The 20,166-nt window shown below is 52.9% G+C and carries 19 protein-coding genes; all 19 read left to right on the forward strand.

The genetic code is table 11. The features are described from left to right. Positions 1–12: 12 nt before the first annotated feature. The 19 genes from NSQ73_RS14435 (at position 13) to NSQ73_RS14525 (ending at position 20,054) form a co-directional block, all read left to right on the forward strand. Entirely contained in the window at positions 13–525 is a 513-nt protein-coding gene (locus NSQ73_RS14435; RefSeq protein ID WP_042137623.1) for a flavodoxin domain-containing protein, read from the forward strand. Positions 526–610: 85 nt separating this feature from the next. Further along, positions 611–1,309, forward strand: coding sequence for an electron transfer flavoprotein subunit beta/FixA family protein (locus tag NSQ73_RS14440; protein WP_340986963.1), 699 nt, complete (start codon positions 611–613; stop codon positions 1,307–1,309). 139 nt (positions 1,310–1,448) lie between these two features. Next, a complete protein-coding gene (locus tag NSQ73_RS14445; protein WP_340986964.1) occupies positions 1,449–2,471 on the forward strand; it encodes an electron transfer flavoprotein subunit alpha/FixB family protein in 1,023 nt (340 codons plus the stop codon). Between the two features lie 4 nt (positions 2,472–2,475). Continuing rightward, on the forward strand, positions 2,476–2,745 hold the full coding sequence (locus NSQ73_RS14450) for an acyl carrier protein (protein ID WP_042137619.1): 270 nt from the start codon (positions 2,476–2,478) through the stop codon (positions 2,743–2,745). Positions 2,746–2,771: 26 nt separating this feature from the next. Beyond that, complete coding sequence (locus NSQ73_RS14455; RefSeq protein ID WP_340986965.1) at positions 2,772–3,845, forward strand: 3-oxoacyl-ACP synthase III family protein; 1,074 nt, start codon at positions 2,772–2,774, stop codon at positions 3,843–3,845. Between the two features lie 16 nt (positions 3,846–3,861). Beyond that, on the forward strand, positions 3,862–4,896 hold the full coding sequence (locus NSQ73_RS14460; RefSeq protein ID WP_340986966.1) for a hypothetical protein: 1,035 nt from the start codon (positions 3,862–3,864) through the stop codon (positions 4,894–4,896). 22 nt (positions 4,897–4,918) lie between these two features. Continuing rightward, positions 4,919–6,547, forward strand: a complete 1,629-nt coding sequence (locus tag NSQ73_RS14465) for a class I adenylate-forming enzyme family protein (protein ID WP_340986967.1) — start codon at positions 4,919–4,921, stop codon at positions 6,545–6,547. Between the two features lie 74 nt (positions 6,548–6,621). Further along, on the forward strand, positions 6,622–7,776 hold the full coding sequence (locus NSQ73_RS14470; protein ID WP_340986968.1) for an acyl-CoA dehydrogenase family protein: 1,155 nt from the start codon (positions 6,622–6,624) through the stop codon (positions 7,774–7,776). Next, positions 7,769–9,376: an amino acid adenylation domain-containing protein gene (locus NSQ73_RS14475; protein WP_340986969.1), complete on the forward strand. Its 1,608-nt coding sequence runs from the start codon at positions 7,769–7,771 to the stop codon at positions 9,374–9,376. The genes NSQ73_RS14470 and NSQ73_RS14475 overlap by 8 nt, the downstream gene beginning before the upstream one ends. A 30-nt stretch (positions 9,377–9,406) precedes the next feature. After that, complete coding sequence (locus NSQ73_RS14480) at positions 9,407–9,670, forward strand: acyl carrier protein (protein WP_340989274.1); 264 nt, start codon at positions 9,407–9,409, stop codon at positions 9,668–9,670. A 5-nt stretch (positions 9,671–9,675) separates the two neighbouring features. Beyond that, complete coding sequence (locus NSQ73_RS14485) at positions 9,676–12,606, forward strand: non-ribosomal peptide synthetase (RefSeq protein WP_340986970.1); 2,931 nt, start codon at positions 9,676–9,678, stop codon at positions 12,604–12,606. After that, entirely contained in the window at positions 12,603–13,973 is a 1,371-nt protein-coding gene (locus tag NSQ73_RS14490; protein WP_340986971.1) for a radical SAM protein, read from the forward strand. The genes NSQ73_RS14485 and NSQ73_RS14490 overlap by 4 nt, the downstream gene beginning before the upstream one ends. Continuing rightward, complete coding sequence (locus tag NSQ73_RS14495) at positions 13,970–14,218, forward strand: phosphopantetheine-binding protein (protein WP_171715731.1); 249 nt, start codon at positions 13,970–13,972, stop codon at positions 14,216–14,218. The genes NSQ73_RS14490 and NSQ73_RS14495 overlap by 4 nt, the downstream gene beginning before the upstream one ends. A gap of 45 nt (positions 14,219–14,263) precedes the next feature. Continuing rightward, a complete protein-coding gene (locus NSQ73_RS14500) occupies positions 14,264–14,968 on the forward strand; it encodes a response regulator transcription factor (protein ID WP_042137605.1) in 705 nt (234 codons plus the stop codon). Beyond that, positions 14,965–15,996: a sensor histidine kinase gene (locus NSQ73_RS14505; RefSeq protein ID WP_340986972.1), complete on the forward strand. Its 1,032-nt coding sequence runs from the start codon at positions 14,965–14,967 to the stop codon at positions 15,994–15,996. The genes NSQ73_RS14500 and NSQ73_RS14505 overlap by 4 nt, the downstream gene beginning before the upstream one ends. Before the next feature lie 87 nt (positions 15,997–16,083). Then, on the forward strand, positions 16,084–16,851 hold the full coding sequence (locus NSQ73_RS14510) for an ABC transporter ATP-binding protein (RefSeq protein ID WP_039291976.1): 768 nt from the start codon (positions 16,084–16,086) through the stop codon (positions 16,849–16,851). Further along, positions 16,841–18,799: an ABC transporter permease gene (locus NSQ73_RS14515; protein WP_340986973.1), complete on the forward strand. Its 1,959-nt coding sequence runs from the start codon at positions 16,841–16,843 to the stop codon at positions 18,797–18,799. The genes NSQ73_RS14510 and NSQ73_RS14515 overlap by 11 nt, the downstream gene beginning before the upstream one ends. A 173-nt stretch (positions 18,800–18,972) precedes the next feature. Beyond that, on the forward strand, positions 18,973–19,425 hold the full coding sequence (locus NSQ73_RS14520; RefSeq protein WP_340986974.1) for a hypothetical protein: 453 nt from the start codon (positions 18,973–18,975) through the stop codon (positions 19,423–19,425). Between the two features lie 65 nt (positions 19,426–19,490). After that, entirely contained in the window at positions 19,491–20,054 is a 564-nt protein-coding gene (locus NSQ73_RS14525) for a GNAT family N-acetyltransferase (RefSeq protein WP_340986975.1), read from the forward strand. Positions 20,055–20,166: the final 112 nt, after the last annotated feature.

Genomic DNA, 20,166 nt, shown 5'->3' on the forward strand with positions numbered 1-20,166 from the left:
AGGAGGTGCTTTATGAAAAGTCTCGTCCTTTACACAAGCGTCTACGGAAGTACGAAGCAGTATGCGGAATGGATCGCGGAGGAGCTTGGAGCCGATCTCGCGGACATCGACACGTTTGACATTAAGCAGGCAGGCCAATATGACACCGTAATTATAGGTACCTATGTCCGGGTTCAGAAGCTGGTCATCGCCGATTATCTCAAGAAGGTCTGGGACCAGCTGCAGCATAAGAAGGTCATCCTCTTTTCCGTCTCCAAAACGCCTGTGCAAAGCGAAGCCTCCATCAAGAACTACAACAAAAGCATTCCCGAAAAAATCCGTGCCGGGCTGAAATATTTCCCGCTGGAAGGCCGGTTTAACTTTGAGCAGCTGGCCGACAAGGATAAAACCATGATGAAGGTCGGACAGAAAATGACCCGGCTGTTCATGGGCAAGGAAATGGCAGAAGAAATGGTCAGAAACTGCGACGATGTGCGCAAAGAAAACATTTCGCCGATTCTTCAGGAACTGCGCCAAACCTCATGAGCAGACCCTTGTGCAGGAAGGAGTGAGCGGATTGCAGATAGCAGTATGTGTCAAGCAGGTACCCTCCGCTCACATGGGGCCTGTTATGAACCCCGCGGATGTCTTTGCCCTGGAAGAGGCGCTGCGGATCAGGGAGCGCCAGGGCGGGAGCGTAACCGCCGTAAGCATGGGAGCAGAATCCGCAGCGCAAATCTTGCGGAGCTGCATCTCACTGGGTGCGGATGCAGGCGTGCTGCTGACTGACAGGCTGTTCGCGGGTGGGGACACACTCGCAACGGCCACTGTGCTCTCCCGTGGGCTTGAGCTAATAGGCAAGCCGGATCTGATTCTCTGCGGCACCCATTCGACTGACGGGGAGACCGCACAGGTCGGTCCGGCCCTGGCGGAGAAGCTGGGCACTGCGCACACCACGCATGTGCTGGATATCCTCGCCCTGGAAGAGCGGCACATCACCTGCAGGCGGATGACAGAAACCGGTTTTGAAATTGTGCAGCTGATGCTCCCGGCCCTGATAACGGTGCATAAAGGCATTAATCAGCCGCGGATGGCGACCATTAATGGAATTCTGAAGGCTAACCGCTGTGAAATCACCAGGCTGTCCGCCCAGGACCTGAGCCTGGACAAGCAAGCCTGCGGGCTTGCGGGATCGCCTACCCGGGTGCAGGCAACCCGGAATGCCGCAGACCGGCAGGTGCCCTTCACAGTAAGCGGCAAGAGCCTGCGGGAGCAGATTGAGGAGATCGCGCAGCTTTTGACAGATAAGAATATGTCACCAAGTATATGATGCTTTTTCTAAAATATAAGAATTTATATGTTTCACATGATAACTTATCCTTCTATTTCTCGCTGAAACAGTACCGTCCTTACAAAAGGACGGCAAAGCCGTTTCCACTTGTTATTTTCATTCAGATAAGGAGGCTTCCATGCCGGATCAGAGCCTGCGGGCCAGAGAATATGAAGGTCTCATGATTGCCGGTGAATACGCGGAAGGACAGCTTAGCCCGGCTGTATATGAGCTGCTGGGCTCAGCCCGTGAGCTGAACCGGAAACTGCAGACGGACATTGCCGTCGTGCTTATCGGAAGCGGTACTTCAGCCTATGCGCCCTCTTGCATCAGCCATGGCGCGGACACCGTCTATGCGCTCGATCAGCCCGGCCTCAGTCCGCTTAGCGAAGAGGTTCATACGGAGCTGCTGCATCAGCTGGTATTGGAGGTTAAACCGGAAATCCTGCTGCTTCCCTCCACTATACATAGCAAATCCATCGCTGCTAGATTAGCTGCAAGGCTTAACACCGGCTTAACTGCGGATTGCACAGAGCTTGACATTGATCTGCCTAGCCGGGTGCTGCTGCAGATCCGGCCAGCCCGGGAGGGGGCGTTAATGGCGACCATCTGCTGCCCGGAGGCCAGACCGCAAATGGCGACAGTCCGGCCCGGGGCCATGTCCCCTTGCGTACCCGATCCGTACCGGACCGGACGGATTATTCATCCGCAGCTCCAGCTTCCATCCGTGCTACGCACCTCTATCCTTGAGGTGATTAAGAGCAGAGAAGCGCCGGGCTCCGCCGCTTCCGGTATTATCGTCGCCGCAGGACGGGGCGTGTGCAGCAAGGAAGGAATGGAGCTGGTCCGAGAGCTTGCCGCATGCCTGGGTGCAGAGCTGGGTGCAACAAGACCCGTGATTGACCAGGGCTGGCTGGATTATTCCCGGCAGATTGGCTTAACAGGCCGGAATGTGAGCGGCAGAATCTATATCGCGGTCGGCATCTCGGGAGCGGTTCAGCATACTGTGGGCATCCGCAGAATGGACACCGTGATTGCTATCAACAGGGACAGGACAGCCCCTATTCTGGGACTGGCTGCGCACGGCATTGTTGCCGATCTGTTCGAGGCGGTGCCGCTCCTGATTGACCAGGTTAGACAAAACATAACAGTAGGCAGGTGAGCATATGGAAGAACGGATAAGCTTTGCACAGTTCCAGGGAATCTTTGCCGAATATTTGGGGATTGAGGCTTCAAGACTGACCCCGGAGGTCAATCTGCTGCTGGAGCTGGGGGTTGATTCTTTATCTTTGGTCAATGTGATGCTTAGGCTCGAAAGAGAGTACCAGGTCATGTTCAATCCCGAAGACCGGGTAATGACCCGGACACTGGGCGAAGCCTATGAGCTGTTTGACAACTATAGAAGTTTGGTCCTTGACGCGCAGACCGGCAGTTAATCATCTTGATGCAGAGGAGCATGACCATGTTGAATCTGTCTATACGTGCCCTATCCTATTACATCCCCAAGGGGCGGATGACCAACGGGGAGATCGTAGATTTGTTCGCGGAGAAGTACTTTCAGCATCTGCCGGAGGATGATCTGGAGCAGCTGGTGTATGGCAGCAAGCGCAAGCTCGATTTTCTGGAAATTACGACCCGTTCCTGCTCAGCGGACTACCGGGAGGAGAGCTCTGTGCAGATGGCCGTTAAGGTCTCGCGGGAAGCAATCTGCAAAGCGGGCATCACAGCAAGCGAAATTGATCTGCTGCTGTTCGTGGGTGTGTGCAATCCCTTCCGCGAACCGTCTTATGCGATTATCCTGGCGCATGAGCTGGGAATGACCCGGGGCAATTATTACGACATCAACGACACCTGCAACGGGTTCCTGAAAGCGATGGAGCTGTCCAGCCTCTACATTCAATCGGGCAAATACCGCAATATCCTCGTTGTAACCAGTGAGAATCCGCTGGAGCTGCTGGAGGCCTCCAATTATGCAGGTAAGGTCGGCAGTCTTGAAGAAGCGGATTACAAAATGAATCTGCTGTTCGCCGGGGCCGGAGCCGCTGCGATGCTGCTGAGTGCTGACAATGGCGAGAAGTCCATCCAGTACTACGGGGAGCAGAGAAACCATGCGGATTGGGAGCTGTCGCTCTATGTATCGCCCAAAATCCATATGCCCGCACCAAGGTTCGAGGGAATGGATTTCATGAGCTGGGCGGACGGGCGCGGGATTGCCGCCAAGGTCATCCGCGACATGCCCGGTTTTGTCTATGAATTCCTGGACGAGCATGGGCTGCGCAAGGACAACATCGATTACATCTTCTCCCACCAGCTGGGCCGGAATATCACCAACTCACTGCTGAACAAGCTGGAGGTCAAGACGGAGAAAGTCTTCCCCGTCAATACCTTCCCCGAGAACGGCAACATGGGGAGCGCCAATATTCCCGCCGGTCTGGCGATCGCCGAGGAGCAGGGGCTGCTGCGTAAGGGAGACTCGATCCTGCTGCTGGGCAGTGCCTGCGGCTTAACCTATGCGGCGGCATATCTCATATGGTAAGGGAGGAAGGCAGACTATGACGGCCACGAATTTTCCCGTTCCCAAGCTGATTGTAAGAGAACCGCTCGACACAGCAATCATCCGCAAAAAGGTCGCCTACGGCAACTATTCCTGCACGGACAAGCTTGTGCCCATGATCAGGGCGCGTGGCACCAATCTGCAGACGGATGATGAAGGGAATCTGCATATTATCGGCTGGCAGCGGGATATCACCCGCATGCGCAAGCAGGATGTCTCCCTGTCCTTCATGGTTCATCTTACCGTCAGCCCGGACGGACTGATTCTGGAAGCGGCGGTGGATGATCTTTTTAACGGAGGCAAGGGTGTGCTCTGTTCAAGGGATTACCTGGAGCAGAAGCTGAAGGAGGAGCTGGAGGGTCAGTGGTTTGACAAAAAACTCGCTGCCCGGCTCCGCTTTGACCGGTTTAAATGTTTTCATATTTTTGAGATTATGAGCGGGATTTACAGCTCCTATTTCATGCACAAGCAGCATGGGGACACTGGACCCGGCGCTTTATTTTATGAGGAAGATATCGTAGACATTTACGCTGCTGAAGGCAATCTGTATTTGACCGGGCTCCAGGCGTTCAGCGGTAAGGAGGACATCAAGTATACGGTCGTCCTGTACGATGTGTTCAATCATATTACCTTCGACCAGGAAGGTTATATGAAGCTGAAATCTCCGATTCTGGCGGAGTTTTACCTGGACGGGGAGCTGGTCCATACAGACGAAATCTACCAGAAGGAAAAGGATTATATCTTCATCCGTATGCAGAAGTTTCTGTTCGTATGCGTGGAGAAGCTGAAGGCGGTGCTGTTTCCGGATTTTGCGGACAAAATGATGAACACCAATCTGGCTCCCGGCGCGTTCATCGGGATCATCATGCAGGCCATCGGCATCCGTTCGTTCTCGAACAACTTCAATTATATCCAGTATATTATGACGGCCATGCAGCGCCCCCGCAGGCTGCCGGGCTGTATCGGCGCCATTCTGAATGAGGAAGAGGCAGCGCAGCATTTCGAAGGCTTTGATTTATCCTATTTGGGCTAACAAAGGAGACTAGGGCACACCGATGATCCAATATGAACGTTTGACCATTGACTGCGTGCTGGACACACTACAGAGGGATTTCCCGGACAAGACTGCGGTGGTGTTCGAGCAGGAGACTGTCACTTTCGCGCAGCTGTATGACTATTCCCTCACCATTGCCGGTAATTTGCTGGACCTCGGGATCAAGAAGAACGACAAGGTGGCCGTGCTGCTGCCCAACAGTCTTGAATATCTGTACGTCTACTTCGCCCTGTTCAAAATCGGCGCGTGGATTGTTCCCGTCAGCACACGGTATGAACCGGATGAAATCCGGCGGATTCTGGATAATTCCGATGCGGAGACGATCATTTACCAGGACCGGCTGGGCATTTTTAACTATGAGGAAATTCTCTTGACCGGGCTTCGTCCCGAACTGCCGGCGATCCGCAATTATATCGTGCTTGGCGATGAGCCTGCACCGGGCAGCATGTCTTTTGCCGGACTGCTGAAGCCGCTCTCCGTCCCTTTTCAGAACAGACAGCTCGAAGCTATTGATCCTGAGGATATTGCGATTCTCGGCTACACCTCCGGAACCACCGGCCACCCCAAGGGCGTGATGATCACGCACCGCAATCTGGTGGCCACCTCCTACTATGGCGGGCAGCTGCTGGATATACACGATGATATCGGCTTCTCGATTGCTCCTCTCTATGCTGCGCAGGGCTTCAATGCCGTGCTCGTCTACTTTGTCTCCTGTATCACGATGAAATGGATCTCCAACTTCAATCCGAATGATATTCTGACCCATGTCGCCAAAAACGGGATCAACCTCTTTCACACCCAGCCGACGATGTGGAGCCTGATCCTGGCCATGCCTTACTGCAAGCCCGGGCTGTTCAGGGAGCTGCGCAAGGTCGTGGTCTCCGGTTCCCTCTGTACCCCGTATTTAGCCCGCTCCATCGAGGAAACGACCCGCTGCACGCTAATCAATGCCTACGGCATTATTGAAGCTACGGGTCTGGTCACAATGACCCGGCTGGATGATCCGCCGGAGGTCCGGCTGAACACCGTCGGCAGGCCGATAGAAGGCTTCGAGGTCAAGATTGTAGACCGGGACCGCAAGGAGCTGCCGAAGGGCGAGATCGGGGAGCTGGCAATCAGAGGCTATCTGATGAAGGGTTATTATAACAACGAAGCCAAGACACGTGAGGTAATTGACGAGGAGGGCTGGCTGTACACCGGCGATTTGGCCTGCTATTACAAGGACGGCGTCAATATTTGCATTGCCGGCCGCATCAAGGATATGGTCATCCGCGGCGGCTTCAATATCTACCCGGTAGATATTGAAGAATGTGTGCTGAACATGGACAAGGTTGAGGATGTATCGGTTGTCGGGGAGCCGGACGAGATTCTGGGTGAGGCCCTGGCTGCTTTTGTGATCCCAAGGCCCGGAGTTCTGCTTACCGAAGGTGAGGTCAAAGCCTATTGCCGCGGTAAAATCGCGAACTATAAGGTTCCAGACCGGGTGCATCTCGTCTCCCAGCTGCCGGTGCTGGAATCCGGGAAGGTGCAGAAGAACATCCTCCGAAGATGGGCTGTAGAGGGTATTCCGGCGGAAAGCCAGTTTTTGCTCAATGACATGATCGTCAGAGGCATGGCCGGGGAGCTATAAGATAACCCCGCAAAGTGAGGCTTTGGCTTCAAATTCTTATATTTCAATAAATCACAGGTCGAGGGGCGCTTATTGTGGATTTCAGCTATACCGTGGAGCAGCGGCAGATCTGCGGCTTAATGGAGGAATGTTGTGAGCGGTACTTGAATGACGGAGTGTATGCGGATGACGAGAGCGGCACCTTCCGCAGGGATAAATGGTCCAGATTAGCCGGTACCGGCTTGCTCGGACTTCCCTTTCCGGCAGCGTATGGAGGAGCGGAGCAGGGAATGCTGACCACGGCGCTGGCGATCCGTTCGCTGGCGCGCCGCTGCCAGGATGAAGGCCTGGTCTTCTCGGTATGCGCTCAAATGTCGGCGGCCCAAGTGCCGCTATGGGTATACGGCAGTGAGGAGCAGCAGGCCGGGTATCTGGCACCGCTCATTGATGGAAGATTCATCGGCAGCAGCGTAATTACGGAACCTGGGGCGGGCTCTGATTCTTCCGCCATGACCACCTCTGTCGAGAAGGAACCGGAAGGTTATATCCTGAACGGCATCAAAACCTTTGCAACACTCGCCCCGGAGTCCGACATCCTGCTGGTGTATGGCAAGCATGCGAATGGACTGCCCATGCTGGATGTGTCGGCCTTTATTCTGGAAGCACGGCAGCAGGAATACGAGATTGGACAGGTCTTCGGGAAGATGGGCCTGCGGACCAGCCCGATGAGTGAGGTTCTGCTGAACCACACCCGCATTCCGGCGCACAGGCTGCTGGGACGGGAACGGCAGGGGATGGGTATTTTTTTCAAGGCGATGCTGTGGGAGCGGATTATAGTCAGTGCTTATCATGTTGGAGCCATGGAACAGCAGTATGAACAGACCTATCAGTATGCGGGCCAGAGGAAGCAATTCGGGCAGGCCATCCGCTCCTTCGAGGGGGTCTATGACAAGCTGGTCCAGATGAGAATCCGGATGGAAACAAGCAGGCTGATGCTGTATAAGGTGTGCGAGGACTTTGACCAAGGCCGCTGCGGAATGCACAGCGCCTCCATGCTGAAGCTGCATACCTCCGAATCCAAGGTGCAGAACAGCCTTGCGGCAGTGCAAATCTGGGGAGCTTACGGCTATGTGAAGGAGAGCCCGCCGGAGAAGCAGATGCGCGATTCCCTTGCTTCCAAGCTGTACTCGGGAACGAGCGAGATGCAGAAGAAAATCATGCTGGAAGGTCTGGGGGAAGGGTATGAGTGATTTCCTGCTTCAGCATTACCTGCTCCGCAGCGCTGAGCGCTGCCCCGACCAGACTGCGCTGCGCTTTGAAGGCAGGGAGCTAAGCTATGGCGGGCTGCTTCGGCGCAGTATTCAAATCTCAGATGCACTGATCGATACCGGCATGGAGCCGGGGGAGACCGCTGCAATCTGTCTGGACAAGTCCCCGCAGGCAGTATGCGCCATGTTCGGCGTACTGTTCACCGCAGGGGCGTACATTCCGCTGGACACGAGCTACTCTCCTGTACACAGAATGTTGACCATTCTAGAGCAGAGCGGGACGCGGTTTCTGGTTACTGATGGTGCGAACCTGCTGAAGCTGCTGCAAGGTGCGAATCCAGAGCAATTGGAGCGGCTGAGGTTACTTCATATACTGCTGGTGGAGGGGGGCGCCGAACTGGACGACGCAGATTTCGGCATGATCGTTCAAGCTGCGCCGGAGCAGCCCCTGCGCCATTTGTACAAGAGCAGAAGACAGCCGATCAGCGAGGATCTGGCTTATATTCTGTATACTTCAGGCTCCACAGGAGTACCCAAAGGCGTGATGATTACCCACCTGAATGCCAGAACCTTCATTGACTGGTGCTGCGGTTACTTCAAACCGGAAGGACATGAACGCTTCGCGGCCATCGCACCTTTTCATTTTGATCTTTCGGTGTTTGATATTTTCGTGCCGGTTGCCGTAGGGGCAATGCTCGTCCTCCTGACGGCTGAGGTCATTCAGCATCCGGCGCGTTTTACCAAGGCCATCGAACAGGGGGGAATTAGCTGGGTCTATTCCGTGCCTTCACTCTGGGCTGGCGTGGTCAAATACGGCCGGTTGCCAGCAGGCGGGCTGCCTTCGCTGCGGGGCGTGCTGTTTGCGGGCGAGGTCCTGCAGCCGAAGCTGCTGCACCAGGTGATGGAGCTGCTGCCAGAGGCGGATTTCTACAATCTGTACGGGCTGATTGAAACCAACGTCTGTACCTATTATCCGCTGAGCGAGCAAGACGGTATACGCGATACTCCCGTACCGATCGGGTATCCCTGCGGAAATACCGGAGTTGTCGTGGTAACCGCTGACGGGCGCATTGCCGGTGCCGGTGAAGAGGGTGAACTCTGTGTAAGAGGCTCAATAGTCATGAAGGGCTATTACCGCAACCCTCTGCTTACAGAGCAGAGCTTCCGCAGCATACCGCCGAATTGGGGTCTTGGAGACAAGCTCTACTGTACCGGGGACATGGCTATGGTTAACGAAGACGGAGCGCTCGTCCTGATTGGCCGCAAAGACGCCTTGATTAAGCGTTCCGGCTTTCGCATTGAGCTGCCGGAGATTGAACGCGTGCTGCATGACATGGAGAATATTCTGGATGCCGCTGTCGTGGATATCCAGGATGGTGAAGGCCATCCGCTGATCTGCGCTGCCGTGGTTGTGCATGAAGCTGGCAGCTTCACCGTCCTTGGTCTGAAGCAGGCTGTCGGCAAGCTGCTGCCCCGGTATATGATTCCCGATATGGTGCATGTTTTTGACAGCTTCCCTACAGGGGGGAGCGGCAAGGTTGACCGGCAGCAGTTGAAGTTTGAATTCCGCAAGCGGCTCTGAAGGAAGATGAGGGGAGAGAAGACTGTGCAGATGCAGGACAAGCTGTATGAGATTATCGCCAGCGTATGCTACTTCGACAAGGAGGAGCTGCATCCCGGCTTGTCGGTTGCCGATGATCTGGCCATTACCTCGGTGATGATTGTGGAGATTATCGCGATGGTGGAGAGTAGGCTTGACGTGAACCTGGAAGAGCATGTAGATGAGCTGCTCAGCTGTGAGACGCTGGGCGAGCTGACTGCGCTGACCGCTGAGCTGAGCAGGGAACATTCGCCGGACAGCCTGCCTGGGAGGTGAGAGCTTTGGCCGACTCTCTTTCCAAGCCGTCCCTAGCAGCTGCTGCCACGCTGCACGAAGCGTTCGAAGCCCGGGCAGCGCTGCAGCCGGAGCATCCGGCCATCGTTTTTGCCGGAGAGTCAATAAGCTACCAGCAGCTGAACCGGCGTGCCAATTGCCTGGCGCATGAACTGATTGCCCGGGGCGTTCGTCCGAATGATCATGTAGGCGTAAGTGTGAAGCGCAATATGAATCTGGTTATTGCCCTGCTTGCCGTGTTAAAAAGCGGCGCGGCCTATGTGCCGGTGGATCCCGGCTATCCGGCCAGCCGCAAAAACTACATTCTACAGCATTCCGGGGCCTCGGCCGCTATCTGTGATGACGAAGAACCGCTCGCTGTGCCGGTTCAGATCCGCCTGGGGTCTGCCGAAGCTGGCGCAACCGCGGCTTCCTCATCAGCAGGCTATCCGTCAGACAACCCGGATCTCTCCATTGACGGTAGTGCTTTGGCCTATATCATGTACACCTCCGGCTCTACCGGCACGCCCAAAGGCGTAATGATCGAGCACCGTTCCGCCGTGAATTTAATCTCCTGGGTGAACCGCGAGCTGGATATGGGCAGTCGTGACAGGGGCTTGTTCGTAACCTCGGTGTGCTTTGATCTGTCCGTGTATGATATCTTCGGCCTGCTGGCCGCCGGAGGCACGATCGTCCTGTGTCCGGAGCCGCAGATTACTGATCCGGACAGCTTAACACGGCTGCTGCTGGAGCAGAGGATCACCTTCTGGAATTCCGTTCCGACCACGCTGCATTATCTGGTCCGGCACTTGGCGGAGTATATCCCTGATTTCGCCCAATTGGAGTTGAGGCATATCTTCCTGAGCGGAGACTGGGTTCCCCTGGAGCTGGCGCGGAACTACTCGCGTTACTTCCCCCGGGCGAAGCTGACCGCTCTCGGCGGTGCTACGGAGGCTGCGGTCTGGTCCATCTATTATCCGGTTACGGAGGTCCGGGAGGACTGGACAAGCATTCCCTACGGGATACCGGTTGAACAGAATTATTGGTACATTCTTGACGATGACCTGCAGCCGGTTGCGGCGGGAGAGACAGGTGAGCTGTATATCGGCGGTATCGGGGTAGCGCGCGGCTACATCAAGGACCCGGTGAAGACGGCGCAAGCCTTCATGCCGGACCCCTTCCGCGAATCTGAGGCAGACCGGATGTACAGGACAGGCGACCTGGGCCGGATGCGGGAGGACGGAACTATCGAATTCCTCGGCCGCCGTGATGATCAGGTCAAGATCCGCGGCTTCCGCATCGAGACGAAGGAAGTGGAGAAGCTGCTGCTGGAATATCCGGGCATCCGGGATGTTGCTGTTATGGCCAGGAGCCACAGTTCAGGGGATAAATTCCTCTGTGCCTATCTGACTGCCGCGCAAGCCGTCTCCGGCGCTGGACTTAAGCAGTACCTGGCTGCGCGCCTGCCTGCTTATATGCTCCCGTCCGTGTTCGTCCGGCTGGAGCACTTCCCGCTGAATGCCAACGGCAAGGTGGACAAAAAGCAGCTGCCTGAGGTTTCTCTGCACAATATTCTTACGGATAGTGAATTCACACCCTGCACTACTCCGTTGCAGCAGTCCATTTGCCAGGCATGGGGGGCTGTCCTGGAGCTTGAACCCATCGGACTGGACCATGACTTCTTCGAAATTGGCGGAAGCTCGATTGAGGCGGTTACGCTGCAGAGTGAGCTTGCCCGCAGAGGCATCCCCCTTTCTTACGAAGAGCTGCTGAGCGCCTCTACCATTAGGGCGCAGGCCGTGCTTGTGGAAGCGGGAGTTACTCCGCGGGTATGTACAGCCTGTATCCCGCCGGTTCAGGTTCACTGCGGGGAAGTTGCAGCTGCCTCCAGCCTCCCGGTAAGGAGTTTCCCGGAACCCGTGGAACCCCGGCCCTTCACACAGCCACAGCCGTTCAATGATCTCTATTACAAAAGCTGTCTATATAACTCACTATTTCCTGTAGTGAATGTCTTTGGCCGGAATATCAATACGTTTCTGAGCAGCGATATGTTTGTGTATACTTTGGAATCTGCACTGGTAGAGCCGTACCTCTCTGCGGCCTGCATGGAATCCGCCCCCCCGGAAGCTATTCTGGAGCAGCTGCACCTTACGGCCCGGTATGAGTCCCCGCAGGGCGGGAACGGGCTGAAGGAGAGGCTTACCGCTGGACTGGCCCGGCAAAGCCTGTTCATTCTATGGGTGGACAGCTTCTATGAGCCAGCCCGCAGAGATGCTTATATGAAGAAGCATCTTGCCCACACGCTGCTGGTCTACGGTTATAGTGAGGCGCAGGATCAGTTTATTGTGCTGGAGCACAGCCATAAGGATGCGCTGAACTACAGGGAACGGACCCTTGCGGCAGAGGATCTGCTGAACAGTTATCAGGGGTACCGCCAGCATCTAATGTCATCTGCGCAGACGTACACCCTGATGGAATTCCCGCGTGCCCAGCAGACATACACCTATGAACTGCTGCCAGATGTTAATAGACTTAATTGCCTGTACCGCACACAGCGGGACGACGTTACGCAGAGCCTGCTGATGTTGTCCGCCTTCAAAGATCACTATACTTCACAGCACTGGAGTTATACAGAGCAGCACGTCAACCGCCAGATTGCTGGCCTGAACGCCATCATTGATTTCAAGCGGGCTGAAAAGTACCGGCTGGAGCGTCTTCTTACCGAACGGCAAGCGGCTGCGGCCAGGCTCGGAGAAATTACCGGTGCATGGATGGACATCCGCAGTGACCTGATCAGGTGCAGCAAAGGCATTGCGCTGCCGGACACTTGGAGAACTGTACATGGCCGCTTACTGGAAGACATTGTACACAAGGAGCAGGAAGTCATGGAGATGATGTACCGCCCGGCAAGCTGGGGCAAGGAGGGAGCTTGGCAATGAATCAGACCATTCAGAATCAGCTGCATTATTTATCGCAAAAGTACAACGAATATAACCTTCCCATGTATTTAAGCTATCCGGTGGACAGCCACTGGCGCCAGCCTGCGGATGAATCTGCTATAGCTCAGGAGCTTAAGGAAATCGAAGAAGCACAGGTTTATGTGCATGTTCCGTTCTGCAAGTCGATCTGCTATTACTGCTGCTGTGACCGGGTGCTGAGCGGCAAGGATGAAGACAAGGATCAATATATCGATGCGCTGGAGCAGGAGGTGGCACTCAAGCTCTCCGGCCGTGCCCGGAAGCTGAAATCCGGTAATCTGCACTGGGGCGGCGGGACTCCCGCTTATTTAAATGAACGGCAGATCGGGCGGCTGTTCGGAATTATTGCCCAGTATGTGGATTTTGAAGACAACGCCAGAATAAAGCTCGAGGCTTACCCGGACAAGCAGATTGTTACCGAAGGCAAGCTCCGGCTGCTGAAGACACTGGGGTTTAACTATATCAGCTTTGGCATTCAGGACTTTGATACCCGGGTACTGAATGCGATTCACCGGGAATGCGATCTTGAGGATACGCGGGAGATTATCGGCCTTGCCCGGAGCATGGGCTTCACCGTCAATGTGGATTTATGCTATGGCCTGCCCTTTCAGGGACTCGGAGAATTCGAGCGTACCTTGCAGGAGATCGTGCGGATTGCCCCCGATAAAATCGTGGCTTTTCCCTATGCCCATTACCCGGCCATCTACCCCCTGCAGCGCAAAATCCCGCATCTCAGCCTGCCTAACAATTATATGGTGTCCCGCCTGTTCGAGCTGGCCCGCCAGTATTTGTCCCAGGACTACACTGAGATGGGCAGTGATACCTTTATCCGCAACAACGGGCGGGAGAAGCATCCCGGAATGCATGTGGTTCGTGATTTCATGGGCTCCTCCGAAAGAAGCAGCCAGCATCTGCTGGGTCTGGGCAAGTCGGCAGTCAGTAAGATTGGCAGACTCTATTATAAGAATGTCCCGGCGATGGATCGTTACTGCTCCGCGCTTGATCTGGGCAGATTCCCTATTGAGACCGGCAAGACCCATCTTTTGTCCGGGGAGGATGCCATTCGTGAGGATATTATTCTGAAGCAGCTGCTGGGCGGTAACCCTATTGACAAGCAAATGCTTCAGGAGTGCTTTGGTATCGATTTCGACTCTTATTTTCAGGAGGAGCTGAGCGTGCTTAGAGGCATGGAGAAGGATGGCCTGCTGCTGGGTGTGGACTCTCCGCGAATTACAGTAACCCTTACCGGTACGTACTTTATCCGGGCGATTGCCCATGTTTTTGATCCCTACTACAAATCCACCAGGAATGGAGAAAATAGTATATGAAAATCACAGAACAAGTTACAATGATCGTAGCGGGTTTGACCCGTATTCCGGCAGGGGAGCTGCACCTGGACACTGATATTTTCGAGTCCAGATTGCTGACCTCCCTGGGTCTCCTGGATCTGGTTGCCAGATTGGAGCAGGAATTCAAGCTTATTATTCTGCCCGAGGAACTGATTCATGAACACTTCGCGAGCATTGCTACAATTATCGGGTTTATCGATAACAAGCTGGCGGAGGCTTCATAACAGCGATTGTCTCAGGACTGCCAGGGCTGCTAAGAGGTGAGCCAATTGTTCAAGATCATGATCGTCGAGGATGATATCAAAATCAGAACCCTGATGACCGATATCCTGCGCAAATACAGCTATGAAGTGGTGGAGGTTGCGGATTTCCTGCAGGTGGAGAAGATCTTCGAGCAGGAAGCGCCGCAGCTTGTGCTGCTTGACCTGAATTTGCCTTATTATGACGGATTCTACTATTGCCGGGTATTCAGAAGGAAAACAACGGTGCCGATTATTGTGATCTCTGCAAGGGATGAGGAATCCAGCCAGGTGCTCAGCATGGAACTGGGAGCGGATGATTATATCGTGAAGCCGCTGAATATTCAAGTGCTGCTGGCGAAAATTATGGCGATCATGCGCCGGAATTACGGGGAGTATGCGGGCAAGCCGGAGCCGGAGAAGGAGCCGTTGCCGATTCATCTGGATGACCGCAATTTCAGTATTTCCTGCAAAGGAGCCGTAGAGGAGCTCAGCAAGAATGAATACAAGCTGCTGAAGAAGCTGATGGAGAATATGGATACCATTGTCACCAGGGAAGAACTGCTGGGAGAGCTGTGGGATGATGTGCATTTCGTCGTGGATAATACGCTGACGGTCAATGTCACCCGGGTCAAAAGCAAGCTGGCCAGTCTCGGCTTTCAGGATGTGATCAAAGTCAAAAGAGGCGTGGGTTACATTTTTGATTCGGCTATGATCGGAGGGACCCGCCAGTGAGCATTAAGCTGTTTCGGGGTTTCATGCGTGATCATCTGTCGTTCACCCTTGTCTATTTTTTAAGTCATATCCTGGTGAGCGTATACTGCAATTTCTTTATCAGCAGCAATATCCAGCTCATGTACCTGCTTAGCATCTATTTTTACGTATTTATTATATTTATGTGCTTCCGCTTGATCAAATACGTCTCCACCCACCGGGAAATACAGCGGTTATCCGAGAATATCGAGATTGAGGAGAAGGGCTATTCGTACGAGCAGCAAGCTGTTATTCAGCTCATTCACCGGATACACCATAGCTATCAGGACCAGATCTATGAGGTCAAAGCCCAGGCCGACAACACCCATAAGTTCATCTCGCAGTGGATACATAATCTCAAAACGCCCTTGTCAGTCATCGACCTCATTCTGCAGAACTACAAAATGAACCCCACCGGCCATGCCCTGGCCCTGCAGCATATCGAGGAAGAGAAGGATAAAATCCTTAGCATGCTGAACCAGATGCTGAAGTTCTTCCGCCTGGAGTATTTCACCCGGGACTATAATCCGGAGCCTATCAACCTGCTGGAATCACTCAGAAGCCTGATTAACAGCAAGCGGAATCAATATATCTATAATAATGTCTACCCGGTGATCGAATGTGAGGAAGAACGCATCATGGTCATGACGGACAGCAAATGGAATACGGCGATGCTGGATCAGATCATCTCCAATGCAATTAAATACTCTGACTCAGGCGAAGCGGCGAAATCCATCCACTTCCGCATTGAGCAGCGTGGCGACAAGGTGGTGTTGTCCATCCGGGATGAGGGGATCGGCATTGAGCCCGTCGATTTGCAGCGGGTCTTCCAGCCCTTTTTCACCGGAAAAAACGGACGTACCCATCACCAGGCGACAGGCATCGGCCTCTATGTCTGCTCAGAAATAGCCCGGAAGCTGGGACACCGTCTCACGATTACCTCGGAAGTCAATCAAGGCACAGAGGTGCAGATTTCTTACCTTTCAAAAATGAAAGATAACGTAAGGTAAATGGATGGATATGGAATCCAGTGTCTACTACAATGAAGCTATAAGCTGTAATTGAGGATAAATATATGACTAACGGGAGATGAAACTGTGAGCGTAGTACTGGAAGTCAAAGAGGTTAAGAAGGTTTATGGTGTGCAGAACGGTGAGAATTCCACAGTGGCACTGGATTCCGTCAGCTTTAACGTAGAGAAGGGGGAGTTCATCGGCATTATGGGCCCCTCGGGCAGCGGCAAAACCACATTGCTGAATATCCTGAGCGGCATCGGTAAGCCGAGCTACGGCGAGGTTTTTATCGGGGGCAAGAATATCACCTCCCTGGATAAGAATGAAATGGCGCTCTTCCGCAGACAGCATCTCGGCTTTGTCTTCCAGGAATTCAATCTGATGGACAGTCTGACACTGAAGGAGAACGTCATGCTGCCCATGATCCTTGACAAGCGGGACAAAGCGCAAATGGAAGCCAAAAGTGAAGAGATTATGAAGCTGCTGGGCATTGAGGAAATCGCCGGCAAGTATCCCTACAACATATCGGGCGGCCAGCAGCAGCGGGTGGCGGTCAGCCGGGCGCTTGTGAATGATCCGGATATTATTTTCGCCGATGAGCCTACAGGCAACCTGGATTCCAAGTCCTCCAATGCAGTGATGAAATGTATCGAGAAGATGAACCAGGAACGGGAGAGCACCATCCTGATGGTGACTCATGACGCCTTCGCCGCGAGCTTCTGCAAAAAGATCATCTTCATCAAGGACGGTGCCATCAGCATGGAGATTGTCAGCAGCGGGGTCCGCAAGGAGTTTTTTGATCAAATCCTCGACTGCCTGGCGATCATCGGAGGGGAACGAAATGACCTTTAGAGATGTCACGATTAAGAACTTCAAACGCAATGTGCGGAATTTCTTCTCCTATTTCATTTGCAGCGCCTTTGCAATTACGATCTTTTTCCTCTATGCCGCCTTGCTGTTCAATAACAGCATCCGGGAAGGGGCGACAGAGGATGTGATCCAGATTGTGCTAATGCTGAGTCTGGCTGCACTGACCCTGTTCTCGGTGTTCTTCATCAACTATGCGCATTCCTCGTTCATCAAGTCGAGAAGCAAGGAATTTGCCATCTTTATGTCGCTTGGGATGCACAAGAACGATCTGCAGAAGATTATCCTGCTGGAGAATCTGATTATCAGTGTCTCCTCGCTCATTGCCGGGATTATCACGGGCGCGATCTTTTCACGGCTGTTCCAGAATGTGGCGATTGATCTGCTGGATCTGCAAGGGGTGTCCTATTCACTGAGCGCGGCGAGCTTCATCGTCACTGCGGTTGTATTTACCGTGATTTTTGCCGCCTCACAGATGATTTCAAGTGTTAAGGTCGGTAAGCTGGACATCGCAGATCTGATGAAGGATTCCCGCAAGCAGGATAACCAGGCGAAGACAAGTGACACCCGTCTTGGGCTGGTGGGTGTGGGGCTGGTTGTGGCCTCGATCATTTTCCTGGTGGTAATCTCCAATCACGAAAGTCTGAATACGAATCCTTTTATGATTATTACCTATATCCTGCTTAGCTTCATCGGGATTTACATGGTCATCTCTCATCTTGGGAACACATTGATCAGCTTCCTGAAGAATAAGAAATTCTATTACCGGCATATCCTGTCCATCACCGAAATCAATCACAAATTCAATCAGAATAAGCGGATTATGTTCATTCTGAGCATTCTTAGCGGGATGACAATCTTTCTAGTTGCTTCGCCATTCTCGTTGCTGCAGCTGTCGGAGAGCATCGCAGAACGAAATAAGTATGATATCGAGTATATTTCGGTAGCCGGCGTGCATGTGCTGGAGAGCGGACAATTGGAGCAGGTGCTGAAGCAGTCCTCCGAGCCGCTGAAGTCGGTCCAGGAAACCAGCTTCCTGAACCTCAAAATGAATCTGGAAGGAGATAAATACGATGTCCTGAAGACGAAGCCGATTGTGTCGCAGGACATGTACAACTCTCTGACCGGGGAGAAGGTAACGGTTGGCGCCGGGGAAGTTCTGAATATTGTTACGGCCTGGGAGCCGGGTACTCATGGTATTGGCGAAGGGGAGGCTATTCAATTCACGGATGGTACGCAAACCTTCAATTATAAGGTGAAATCATCCTATCACGGGGATTGGTTTGCCACAGCGAGCTCTTATCCGACAAGCTCCGGGATCGTAGTGAGCAATGAGGATTACAAGAATATGGAGTCCAAGGTAAGCCCGAATGCAATGGGTACCCACTATGGAATTGATTTTACAGCCTGGAAAGGGACAGAAGGGGTTGTCCAGAAGCTCAAGGATACGCTGAATGCTACGGATAAGGATGGAAGCGGGCAAATGTTTGCGGTAGCCTCCAAAGTGGATGCCTTCAAGGAGCTGAAGAAGAACTATTCACTCTTCGTGTTCGTCACCTCGCTGATCGGCGTACTGTTTTTTGTAGCAGGCGGAATGGTGCTGTATTTCAAGCAATATACCGAAATCGGGAACGCCACCGTCTTTTTCCGCAAGCTGTATAAGATTGGGATCAGTGATAAGGAGATAAGGTCGGTAGTATCGGCAGAGCTGCTCATCACCTTCTTTGTTCCGCTGCTGCTGGGAAGCATCTTCGGCTACTGCTTCATCTATCTGATCACCCACGTCATGAGCGGGTCCGACATCATTGGCGAATTCATGAAGAACACAACGATTGTGGTCGCGATCTATTTCGTATTCCAGCTCAGCTTTTACTTCATCACCAAGCGCAAGTACAGCCAGGAGGTTGTCCGTAAGCTGACCCGTGCGGCATAAGGTTTAGTATAGCTGGCAACAAGGCAGGCTGGGAATCGTCTCTGATTCTTGGCCTGTTTAAATGATATGGATCTTTTGATTTATTCCTCCCAAAAGCGGCAGTCAATGGCTGGTTTCCCGGTCCTGGTGCATCCGCTTTTTTGTTGCATCCATCTAAGGAAAGGATGAGCCTCATGAAATCTATGAATAAATCTAAGGTTATGGGTTGTTTGGCGTTGCTGTCATTCGTGATATTGGCCGCACTGTGGGTGTATTCGAACCATTCTCCGTCCGGTAACAAGAATAAGTATGTTAGAGAGTATGTGATTGGTGCTCAGGGAATCAAAGGTTCTGTAGACATTACGCAGTGGGGAGATGATCCGGCATATCACATTGGGGCAGACCGCAAAGGTTATGCAGTTTTTAAGGATCTGGAACGGGCGTTCGCCCGGATGAAGATTGATTATGCTGCAGGTATTGAAGCTATCCGCAAAGAGTTTGAGCTGCGTCCATTGTCTATGGAGAACTATCAGCAGTATGGTACATACGGATGGCAACTGACGGAGACGGAAGATGCGGATACAGTAGCGCAATCGCAACTGGTGACCGCTTTTATGGATATTTTTGAGAATAGTTATGTAGATTGAGGGGTTCCAATACACAAGAATTACATAGGTGTTCATTATATGACATAGAGAGAAGGAGAAATCAGATGAACTATAACCGGACAGACCGGACCCTTGAAACGGACAGGTTACTTCTGCGTCTATTCAAACCAGCAGATGCGGAGGAAGTTAGAGACTACTGTAACAATTACAAAATCTACCGGAGTACATTGACCTTGCCGTATCCGTATCCACTAGAATGCGCTGTGTCCTGGATGGCTAATCATGAGCAGAACTTTGACCTGGACCGGATGTATGAATTCGCAATCACAGATAGGAACACAGGCAAATTGCATGGAGCAGTCGGTATTTCCAACCATCAGCCATATCATAACGGTGAGATCGCTTATTGGATCGGGGAAGCCCATTGGGGTCAAGGTTATGGAACCGAAGCAGCCCGGGCAGTTATTGAATTTGTTTTCACCGAAAAGAATTACCACCGGGTATACGCACGTCATTTCGCATCTAATCCGGCATCCGGTAAGATCATGCAAAAGTGCGGAATGAGCTATGAAGGGACGCTGAAAGATCATATTTACAAGAACGATTCATATGAGGATCTTGTTTATTACGGGATACTTAATCCTGTGAAGGAAAATCCGGAAACATAAGAATCTAACAACCAATCGGCAGTTTATTCTCCCAAAATAACGCTTGCCTTAAAGTGTACTTTAAGGTTTAGGATGAGGAAGAACAGCTGATTCCGCCCTGGAAATAACCGAT

Source organism: Paenibacillus sp. FSL R10-2736, from assembly GCF_038000245.1.
GTDB lineage: Bacteria > Bacillota > Bacilli > Paenibacillales > Paenibacillaceae > Paenibacillus_AQ > Paenibacillus_AQ phytohabitans.

Coding starts and splice junctions, on each gene's coding strand:
- NSQ73_RS14435 (WP_042137623.1), top strand. CDS start 13: ATGAAAAGTCTCGTCCTTTACACAAGCGTCTACGGAAGTACGAAGCAG.
- NSQ73_RS14440 (WP_340986963.1), top strand. CDS start 611: ATGAACCCCGCGGATGTCTTTGCCCTGGAAGAGGCGCTGCGGATCAGG.
- NSQ73_RS14445 (WP_340986964.1), top strand. CDS start 1,449: ATGCCGGATCAGAGCCTGCGGGCCAGAGAATATGAAGGTCTCATGATT.
- NSQ73_RS14450 (WP_042137619.1), top strand. CDS start 2,476: ATGGAAGAACGGATAAGCTTTGCACAGTTCCAGGGAATCTTTGCCGAA.
- NSQ73_RS14455 (WP_340986965.1), top strand. CDS start 2,772: ATGTTGAATCTGTCTATACGTGCCCTATCCTATTACATCCCCAAGGGG.
- NSQ73_RS14460 (WP_340986966.1), top strand. CDS start 3,862: ATGACGGCCACGAATTTTCCCGTTCCCAAGCTGATTGTAAGAGAACCG.
- NSQ73_RS14465 (WP_340986967.1), top strand. CDS start 4,919: ATGATCCAATATGAACGTTTGACCATTGACTGCGTGCTGGACACACTA.
- NSQ73_RS14475 (WP_340986969.1), top strand. CDS start 7,769: ATGAGTGATTTCCTGCTTCAGCATTACCTGCTCCGCAGCGCTGAGCGC.
- NSQ73_RS14480 (WP_340989274.1), top strand. CDS start 9,407: ATGCAGGACAAGCTGTATGAGATTATCGCCAGCGTATGCTACTTCGAC.
- NSQ73_RS14490 (WP_340986971.1), top strand. CDS start 12,603: ATGAATCAGACCATTCAGAATCAGCTGCATTATTTATCGCAAAAGTAC.
- NSQ73_RS14495 (WP_171715731.1), top strand. CDS start 13,970: ATGAAAATCACAGAACAAGTTACAATGATCGTAGCGGGTTTGACCCGT.
- NSQ73_RS14515 (WP_340986973.1), top strand. CDS start 16,841: ATGACCTTTAGAGATGTCACGATTAAGAACTTCAAACGCAATGTGCGG.
- NSQ73_RS14520 (WP_340986974.1), top strand. CDS start 18,973: ATGAAATCTATGAATAAATCTAAGGTTATGGGTTGTTTGGCGTTGCTG.
- NSQ73_RS14525 (WP_340986975.1), top strand. CDS start 19,491: ATGAACTATAACCGGACAGACCGGACCCTTGAAACGGACAGGTTACTT.